The sequence below is a fragment of the Citrobacter sp. wls757 genome, assembly GCF_005280935.1.
In the GTDB taxonomy this organism is placed as follows: domain Bacteria; phylum Pseudomonadota; class Gammaproteobacteria; order Enterobacterales; family Enterobacteriaceae; genus Citrobacter; species Citrobacter portucalensis.
Genome location: NZ_SZWU01000015.1, coordinates 440,117 through 448,873 on the forward strand (window position 1 = coordinate 440,117; position 8,757 = coordinate 448,873).

General features: G+C 51.1%; 6 protein-coding genes and 1 tRNA gene. 1 reads left to right on the top strand and 6 read right to left on the bottom strand.

The genetic code is table 11. From position 1 onward, the window contains the following. Window positions 1–41: 41 nt before the first annotated feature. The 6 genes from FDW94_RS03870 to nagB all read right to left on the bottom strand — a co-directional run bounded on the left by FDW94_RS03870 (window position 42) and on the right by nagB (window position 6,416). Window positions 42–118: transfer RNA gene (locus tag FDW94_RS03870), tRNA-Met, on the bottom strand. Window positions 119–341: 223 nt separating this feature from the next. Further along, window positions 342–2,006, bottom strand: coding sequence for an asparagine synthase B (asnB, locus tag FDW94_RS03875; protein WP_008784099.1), 1,665 nt, complete (start codon window positions 2,004–2,006; stop codon window positions 342–344). Window positions 2,007–2,257: 251 nt separating this feature from the next. Then, window positions 2,258–3,010 (bottom strand): ribonucleotide monophosphatase NagD, encoded by a 753-nt coding sequence (nagD, locus tag FDW94_RS03880; RefSeq protein WP_003022792.1) that lies wholly within the window; start codon window positions 3,008–3,010, stop codon window positions 2,258–2,260. A 166-nt stretch (window positions 3,011–3,176) separates the two neighbouring features. Then, window positions 3,177–4,397 (bottom strand): N-acetylglucosamine repressor, encoded by a 1,221-nt coding sequence (locus FDW94_RS03885; RefSeq protein WP_003022796.1) that lies wholly within the window; start codon window positions 4,395–4,397, stop codon window positions 3,177–3,179. An 8-nt stretch (window positions 4,398–4,405) separates the two neighbouring features. Further along, the gene (gene nagA, locus FDW94_RS03890) at window positions 4,406–5,554 is read right to left on the bottom strand and encodes an N-acetylglucosamine-6-phosphate deacetylase (protein ID WP_003831339.1); all 1,149 of its coding nucleotides are present in this window, start codon (window positions 5,552–5,554) and stop codon (window positions 4,406–4,408) included. 61 nt (window positions 5,555–5,615) lie between these two features. Next, window positions 5,616–6,416, bottom strand: a complete 801-nt coding sequence (nagB, locus tag FDW94_RS03895; RefSeq protein WP_003022803.1) for a glucosamine-6-phosphate deaminase — start codon at window positions 6,414–6,416, stop codon at window positions 5,616–5,618. 342 nt (window positions 6,417–6,758) lie between these two features. On the opposite strand from nagB, the gene nagE reads away from it, so the two are divergent. Then, window positions 6,759–8,708: a PTS N-acetyl glucosamine transporter subunit IIABC gene (gene nagE / locus FDW94_RS03900; protein ID WP_048235881.1), complete on the top strand. Its 1,950-nt coding sequence runs from the start codon at window positions 6,759–6,761 to the stop codon at window positions 8,706–8,708. Window positions 8,709–8,757: the final 49 nt, after the last annotated feature.

Consider the following 8,757-nt stretch of genomic DNA (forward strand, 5'->3'; position numbering starts at 1 on the left):
AATTTTTTGGATTTACCGAACGAGTCGATACGTCCTTAATATGGTGGCTACGACGGGATTCGAACCTGTGACCCCATCATTATGAGTGATGTGCTCTAACCAGCTGAGCTACGTAGCCATCTTTTTTTCGCGTAACCTTATCGGCGTTGCGGGGCGCATTATGCGTATTGAGCCTTGAAGCGTCAACCCCTTTTTCATTGAAAATAGCTGGAATGTGACTGTTTGGTTAGGTTGCGAACAGCATGACGCAATATTCGGCAATTATTAGTTATTAATTGTTTTTTTGCACAGAAAACAAACATAAAAAAAGAGCCCCGCAGGGCTCTTATCTAAGGATTAACTTATTTATAAGCGGACTGGTGTACGCCAACGGCACGGCCAGATGGATCGTTCATGGTTTTAAACGCCTCATCCCATTCGATCGCCTTGGCAGAAGAACAGGCAACAGACGGCCCGCCAGGCACACATTCCGCTGCACTCGCTACCGGGAACAACTCTTCGAAAATCTCACGGTACAAATACGCTTCTTTAGACGATGGCGTGTTGTACGGGAAACGGAAGCTGGCGGTTTCCAGTTGTTGGTCTGAAACTTGTTCTGCAGCCACCTCTTTCAGGGTGTCAATCCAGCTGTAACCGACACCGTCAGAGAACTGCTCTTTCTGACGCCATGCGACGCTTGCCGGCAGGTAGGACTCAAAACATTCGCGCAGAACGTGTTTTTCCATTTTGCCGTTGCCGCACATTTTGTCCTGCGGGTTGATGCGCATCGCCACATCAAGGAATTTCTTATCCAGGAAGGGCACGCGAGCTTCTACACCCCAGGCCGACATGGCTTTGTTGGCACGGGCGCAGTCGAACATATGCAGCGCTTGCAGCTTGCGCACGGTTTCTTCGTGCAGTTCTTTTGCATCTGGCGCTTTGTGAAAATAGAGATAGCCGCCAAACACCTCGTCCGAACCTTCACCCGACAACACCATTTTAATGCCCATCGCTTTAATTTTACGCGACATTAAGTACATTGGTGTCGAGGCACGAATCGTCGTGACATCGTAAGTTTCGATGTGGTAAATCACGTCGCGGATCGCATCCAGACCTTCCTGCACGGTGAAGTGGATCTCATGGTGCACGGTCCCCAGATGGTTCGCCACCTCTTGCGCAGCTTTCAGATCCGGAGCGCCTTCCAGGCCGACGGCGAAGGAGTGCAGCTGTGGCCACCAGGCTTCGCTACGTTCCTGATCTTCAACACGGCGTGCCGCGTATTTTTTAGTGATCGCGGAAATGACGGATGAATCCAGACCACCGGACAACAGAACTCCGTAAGGAACATCTGACATCAGGTGACTTTTCACCGCATCTTCCAGCGCCTGGCGCAGCTCGTTTTTATCAGTAACGTTGTCTTTGACTGCATCGTATTCAAACCAGTCGCGCTGGTAGTACTGACGAATTTCACCGTCTTTACTCCACAAATAGCTACCGGCCGGGAATTCTTTGATCGTGCGGCAGACAGGAACCAGCGCTTTCATCTCAGACGCAACGTAGAAGTTACCGTGCTCGTCGTAACCCATATACAGCGGGATGATCCCGATATGATCACGACCGATCAGGTAGGCGTCCTGCTCGCTGTCGTACAGGGCAAAAGCGAACATCCCTTGCAGGTCATCGAGGAACGCGGGTCCTTTTTCCTGATACAGGGCGAGGATAACTTCGCAGTCGGAACCGGTCTGGAACTGGTAGCGATCGCCGTATTCAGCACGCAGTGTCTGGTGGTTATAAATTTCACCGTTAACCGCCAGGATATGTGTCTTCTTCACGTTGTACAGCGGCTGAGCACCGGCATTGACGTCGACGATGGACAGACGTTCGTGCGCCAGAATGGCGTTATCACAGGCGTAAATACCTGACCAGTCCGGGCCGCGGTGGCGCATCAGACGAGACAGTTCCAGGGCTTTTTTACGCAGTTCAACTGCGTCAGTTTTAATATCGAATACGCCAAAAATAGAACACATAACCTTCTCCGTTAACCTGTTGCGTGATGCTTTTTATGTTTGCTTGATAAAGAAAATGCCGCAAAGCTGGAGAGGGCGCAAGCGAATTACGGGTCAGAAAATAAAAAACGCAATGGTCATTGCTGATTGATGAAAAAAGATTATGTAATGAGCGCTATTATTGATGAATCAACAGTGAAGTGGTGATTTTATTGAATGGATGTCTTTTTCAGGCCGGATAACTTGCAGATGTTGTTATCCGGCTAAAGAGATTAAATGACGTCTATTTCAGCAACGGACGGGTAAATCCAGCTTGGTCTGAACGGCATGTTGTCAATATCATCAAGCTTGGAAACGCCAGACAGTACCAGGATAGTTTCCAGACCCGCCTGAAAACCTGCCAGAATATCGGTACGCAGGTTGTCACCAACGATAACGGTTTCTTCCGAGTGCGCCTGCATTTTGTTGAGCGCCGCGCGAATAATCCACGGGCTGGGTTTGCCGACATAAAACGGTTTACGGCCTGAGATCTTCTCAATACCGGCACAGAGTGCTCCACAGGCGGGATAAAAGCCGCGACCGTGGGTATCCGGGTTAGTGGCGATAAAACGAGCGCCGTTGGCGACAAAATACGCCGCTTTATGCATCATGTCCCAGTTATAGGAACGTGTCTCGCCAACAATCACAAAATCGGGGTTCACGTCGGTAATGGTAAATCCAGCTTTATACAGTTCGTGTATTAACGCGCCTTCACCCACCACGTAGGCCTTTTTTCCTTCCTGGCGACGAAGAAAATCAGCGGTAGCCATCGCGGAAGTATAAAAGACGCTATCAGGGACATTCACACCCGCGGTGGCGAAGCGGTTTGCCAGATCTTGCCCGGTCTGCGAAGGGTAGTTAGTCAGCAGGACTAACGGCAGGCCTTTTTCCAGGATCCCAGTCAGAAATTCTGCCGCACCCGGTACAGCAACATTGTCGTGCATCAGCACGCCGTCGATATCACAAATTACATTCTTAATGGCCATGGACAATCCGACATTAAAAAAAGAAGGCATTACTATACACAAAATACACTACATCATTCGAGTTGCATCAAGGCGGCAAGTCTGCGAACCCCTGGAGCTTACTGAAGTAAGTGACCGGGGTGAGCAGATGCAGCTAACGCAGAGGCAGCTCGAAGGATGACGTGTATTAGCTTTCCAGCAAACGTTGCAGCAGTGTACCGTTGAGCATTGCGCGCTTCACCAGCGCAAAGGCGCCAATGGCGGAGCGGTGATCCAGCGTGGACCGAACCACCGGTAAATTATGGCGAAACGCCTTCAACGCCTGCGTGTTGATACAGCTTTCTATTGCAGGCAGCAGCACCTTATCCGCCTCGGTAATTTCGCCCGCAATGACGATTTTTTGCGGGTTAAACAGGTTGATGGCAATGGCGATAGTTTTACCCAGGTGGCGACCAACGTGCTCAATAACTTCTGCTGCCAGATTATCGCCTTTATTTGCTGCCTTACAGATGGCTTTGATGCTGCAATCATCCAGCGTGAGTCGACTTGGATAACCCTGCTTCAGTAAGTTCTGCACGCGATGTTCAATAGAAGCATTGGCGGCAATGGTTTCCAGGCAGCCGAAATTACCGCAGTGACAGCGCTCACCCAGCGGCTCTACCTGAATATGACCAATCTCGCCGACGTTGCCATTGCGACCGATGAAAATTCGGCCATTGGAGATGATACCCGCGCCGGTTCCGCGGTGCACTCGCACCAAAATAGAGTCTTCGCAATCCTGGCTTGCCCCGAAATAGTGCTCAGCCAGCGCCAGGCTGCGAATATCGTGACCAACAAAGCAGGTGACTTTGAAGCGTTTTTCGAGCGCTTCGACCAGTCCCCAGTTTTCGACCTGAATGTGTGGCATATAGCGGATGACGCCGCTTTCAGGATCGACAAGGCCTGGCAGGATGACAGAAATTGCGATCAGCTCACGGATTTTCCGCTGGCAGCTCTCAATAAAGATGGCAATGGTGTTGAGCAGCGCATATTCCAGCGTTTCCTGGGTGCGCTCCGGGAGGGGGTAATGCTCTTCGGCGACAACTTTACTGCTCATATCATAGAGCGTGAGCGTTGTGTCGTGGCGACCCAGTCGTACGCCAATGGCGTGGAAATTGCGGGTTTCTGTGACGATAGAGATAGCGCGGCGGCCCCCGGTGGAGGCCTGCTGATCGACTTCTTTGATCAGCCCGCGTTCGATCAACTGACGCGTAATTTTGGTTACGCTGGCGGGGGCAAGCTGGCTTTGCTCGGCAATTTGAATTCGCGAGATTGGCCCATGCTGGTCAATCAGGCGATAAACCGCCGCGCTGTTAAGCTGTTTTACGAGATCAACATTACCTATTTGAGCTTGTCCGCCTGGTGTCATTCTTTCTCTTACTCAGTAACGACCTCGTTGCCATTAACGATGGTCTTGATAATTTTAAAGTCGTGCGTGAACGCAGTCAGGTTGGCTACTTTGCCTGGCGCGATGCTGCCGAGTTGTTTGTCGACGCCGATGGCGCGAGCAGGGTAGAGCGTTGCCATGCGTAAGACTTCGTCGAGGGCGATATTTGCATGCTCGACCAGATTGCGTACGCCTTCAATCATGGTTAATGATGAACCGCTCAACGTGCCGTTCTCATCAACACACAGTCCATTGCGGTAGTATATTGTTTTACCAGCGAAAATGAACTGTTCAATGTTTGCACCTGCTGGCGCGGTCGCGTCAGTAACCAGGCACAGCTTGTCGCCTTTCAGGCGCTTAGCATTACGAATGTTAACGTAGTCAACGTGCAGGCCATCGGCGATGATACCGCAGTAGATATCGGCTTCATCCAAAATAGCGCCCGCCAGACCGGGTTCGCGGCCGGTAATGTACGGCATCGCGTTGAACAGATGCGTTGCAAAGGTAATACCTGCACGGAATCCGATTTTTGCTTCTTTTACCGTTGCATTGGAATGACCCGCAGAAACCACGATACCCGCATTCACCAGTTTGGTGATGACCTCTACCGGGACCATTTCTGGTGCCAGTGTGACTTTGGTGATCACATCCGCATTATCGCACAGGAAATCAACCAGTGCAGCGTCCGGCTGACGGACAAATCCCGGATTATGGGTACCTTTTTTCACCAGGTTCAGCCACGGGCCTTCAAGATGAAGTCCTAATGCCTGATTCGGGTGTTTCGCCAGGTATTCACGCATCACGCGAACACCTTGTTTCATCAGGTCATCGCTGGTGGTGATAAGCGTTGGCAAATAGTTGGTGCAGCCAGATTTTTCATTGGCTTTCTGCATGATTTCCAGCGTTTCAACGGTTACGGCTTCTGCCGTATCGTTAAACTGCACACCGCCGCAGCCGTTCAGCTGTACATCAATAAAACCGGGGGAAACAATGGCCCCATTCAGTGAGCGCTGTTCAATCCCTGACGGTAATTCAGCCAGTGGGCAAACGCTGTCGATCAGGCCATTGGCGACAACAATCGCATGGTCATCAAGAATTTCGTGACCGGTAAAGATCCGGCCCTGGGTTAAAGCATACATTCCGACCCCCGATTTCAAAAAAATGCCGCCCTGCAACTTATCGACAGGGCGGAGACATCAATTACAGACCTTTAATATTTTCCGCTTCTAACTCGTTGAAGTATTTCAGCGTCTTCACTTTCAGTTCCATGGTGGAAGGCTCATCGCAGACCACAACGGCTTTTGGATGCAACTGCAGGCAGCTGATGGTCCACATGTGGTTAACGTTGCCTTCAACGGCGGCTTGCAGCGCCTGTGCTTTCTGGTGGCCCAGAACCAGGATCATCACTTCTTCAGCATCCAGCAGGGTGCCCACGCCAACGGTCAGCGCATATTTAGGCACCTGGCTTACGTCGCCGTCAAAGAAGCGTGAGTTAGCAACACGTGTGTCGTGAGTCAGCGTTTTGATGCGGGTACGGGAAGCCAAAGAGGAAGCTGGCTCGTTGAACGCGATGTGACCATCGTTGCCTACACCGCCCATAAACAGGTGGATTTTACCGTAAGAACGGATTTTTTCTTCATACTGACGGCATTCTGCATCAATATCCGGCGCGTTACCATTGAGGAGGTTGATGTTTTCTGCTGGAATATCAACGTGATCAAAGAAATTGCGGTGCATAAAGCTGTGGTAGCTTTCCGGATGCTCTTTCGGCAGGCCAACATATTCGTCCATGTTGAACGTAACAACATGCTTGAAGCTCACCTGGCCCGCTTTGTGCATTTCAACCAATGCTTTATAAGCTGTCAGCGGAGTACCGCCAGTCGGCAGGCCCAGAACGAACGGACGATCTGCCGTTGGTTTGAACGCGTTAATACGGTTAACGATATGGCGAGCAGCCCATTTGCCGACTTGTTCAGCGGTATTCAGGGGGATCAGTCTCATTCTTCACCTCAAAAGTAAAAGTAAGCAGTTGGCGGATTGAGTCTCTGTGCAGTAATAAGCGTAACCTGGTTTTGCATCGGTAAGGATCAATCCGTTTCGATTTTTTGAATGATAAAATAAGTTTTCGTAGTTAGCCAGTGAAAGGGAGGGTTAATAACGATATTTGGTGACTGGAATCACAAAAAACACGCGTTTAATTTGCGATACGAATTAATTTTTCACACACTCTGAATGTAGATGAATGGTTAATATCGTTGTTCCAGAATCTTGCTGTCAGGAATGGTCGCACAATAAAAATATGGCTTCAAAGAAGCCTAATCGGGGTCTCGTAGGGGGAATAAAATGAATATTTTAGGTTTTTTCCAGCGGCTGGGTAGGGCGTTACAGCTCCCCATCGCTGTGCTGCCAGTCGCGGCACTGCTGCTGCGATTCGGCCAACCAGATTTACTTAACGTACCCTTCATCGCGCAAGCGGGTGGGGCCATCTTTGATAACCTCGCGTTAATTTTTGCGATCGGTGTTGCTTCCAGCTGGTCAAAAGACAGCGCAGGTGCAGCAGCGCTGGCAGGTGCGGTCGGTTATTTCATATTGACCAAAGCAATGGTTACCATTAACCCTGCAATCAATATGGGCGTGCTGGCTGGTATCATCACCGGTCTGGTCGGCGGTGCCGTGTATAACCGCTGGTCTGGTATCAAACTGCCTGACTTCCTGAGCTTCTTTGGCGGCAAACGCTTTGTGCCGATCGCCACTGGCTTCTTCTGTCTGGTGCTGGCTGCTATCTTCGGTTACGTATGGCCGCCGGTACAGAACGCCATCCATGCGGGTGGTGAGTGGATCGTGGGCGCTGGTGCGCTGGGTTCCGGTATCTTTGGTTTCATCAACCGTCTGCTGATCCCAACCGGTCTGCATCAGGTGCTGAACACCATCGCCTGGTTCCAGATTGGCGAATTTACTAACGCTGCAGGTACCGTATTCCACGGTGACATCAACCGCTTCTACGCGGGTGACGGCACTGCGGGTATGTTCATGTCTGGCTTCTTCCCAATCATGATGTTTGGTCTGCCGGGTGCGGCGCTGGCGATGTACTTCGCGGCTCCGAAAGCACGTCGTCCGATGGTTGGCGGTATGCTGCTGTCCGTTGCGATCACCGCGTTCCTGACCGGTGTTACCGAGCCGCTGGAATTCTTGTTCATGTTCCTGGCTCCACTGCTGTACCTCCTGCACGCACTGTTAACGGGTATCAGCCTGTTCGTTGCAACACTGCTGGGGATCCACGCAGGCTTCTCCTTCTCCGCAGGTGCTATCGATTACGTGTTGATGTACAACCTGCCAGCAGCAAGTAAGAACGTCTGGATGCTGGTGGTGATGGGTCTGGTGTTCTTCGTTATCTACTTTGTGCTGTTCAGCGCGGTTATTCGTATGTTTAACCTGAAAACGCCGGGCCGCGAAGATAAAGAAGACGATATCGTTACTGAAGAAGCCAACAGCAACACTGAAGAAGGTTTGGCTCAACTGGCAACCAACTACATTGCAGCGGTTGGCGGTACTGACAACCTGAAAGCGATTGATGCCTGTATCACTCGTCTGCGTCTGACCGTTGCCGACTCCGGTCGCGTAAACGATGCGATGTGTAAGCGTTTAGGCGCATCTGGGGTAGTTAAGCTGAACAAGCAAACTATCCAGGTCATCGTGGGTGCGAAAGCCGAATCCATCGGCGACGAAATGAAGAAAGTTGTCGCGCGTGGCCCGGTGGCAGCAGCATCTGGTGAAAGTGCGCCAGCAGCAGCGGCCCCAGTAGCAAAACCGCAGGCTGTAGCGAATGCAGTCACCGTTGAAGCGCTGGTTTCTCCGATTACTGGTGACGTAGTTGCGCTGGAACAGGTTCCTGATGAAGCCTTCGCCAGCAAAGCAGTAGGCGACGGCGTGGCAGTGAAACCAACGGATAAAATCGTGGTTGCTCCGGCTGCGGGCACCATCGTGAAAATCTTCAACACTAACCATGCGTTCTGCCTGGAAACTGTTAAAGGCGCGGAAATCGTGGTCCATATGGGCATCGATACCGTAGCGCTGGAAGGCAAAGGCTTTAAGCGTCTGGTTGAAGAAGGTGCGGAAGTTACTGCAGGCCAACCGATTCTGGAAATGGATCTGGAGTTCCTGAACGCCAACGCACGTTCGATGATAAGCCCGGTTGTGTGCAGCAACAGCGATGATTTCGGCGCTCTGGTTATTAAAGCCGAAGGTCATGTGGTTGCCGGTCAAACACCACTGTATGAGATTAAAGGTAAATAACTGCTCCTGAGTAAAGTGAGTTAAGTGCCTTAAGCGGCGGGGGATATTC

Bases quoted from the DNA above. Each gene is read 5' to 3' on its own strand.
- asnB (WP_008784099.1), bottom strand. From the start codon at position 2,006: ATGTGTTCTATTTTTGGCGTATTCGATATTAAAACTGACGCAGTTGAA.
- nagD (WP_003022792.1), bottom strand. From the start codon at position 3,010: ATGGCCATTAAGAATGTAATTTGTGATATCGACGGCGTGCTGATGCAC.
- FDW94_RS03885 (WP_003022796.1), bottom strand. From the start codon at position 4,397: ATGACACCAGGCGGACAAGCTCAAATAGGTAATGTTGATCTCGTAAAA.
- nagA (WP_003831339.1), bottom strand. From the start codon at position 5,554: ATGTATGCTTTAACCCAGGGCCGGATCTTTACCGGTCACGAAATTCTT.
- nagB (WP_003022803.1), bottom strand. From the start codon at position 6,416: ATGAGACTGATCCCCCTGAATACCGCTGAACAAGTCGGCAAATGGGCT.
- nagE (WP_048235881.1), top strand. From the start codon at position 6,759: ATGAATATTTTAGGTTTTTTCCAGCGGCTGGGTAGGGCGTTACAGCTC.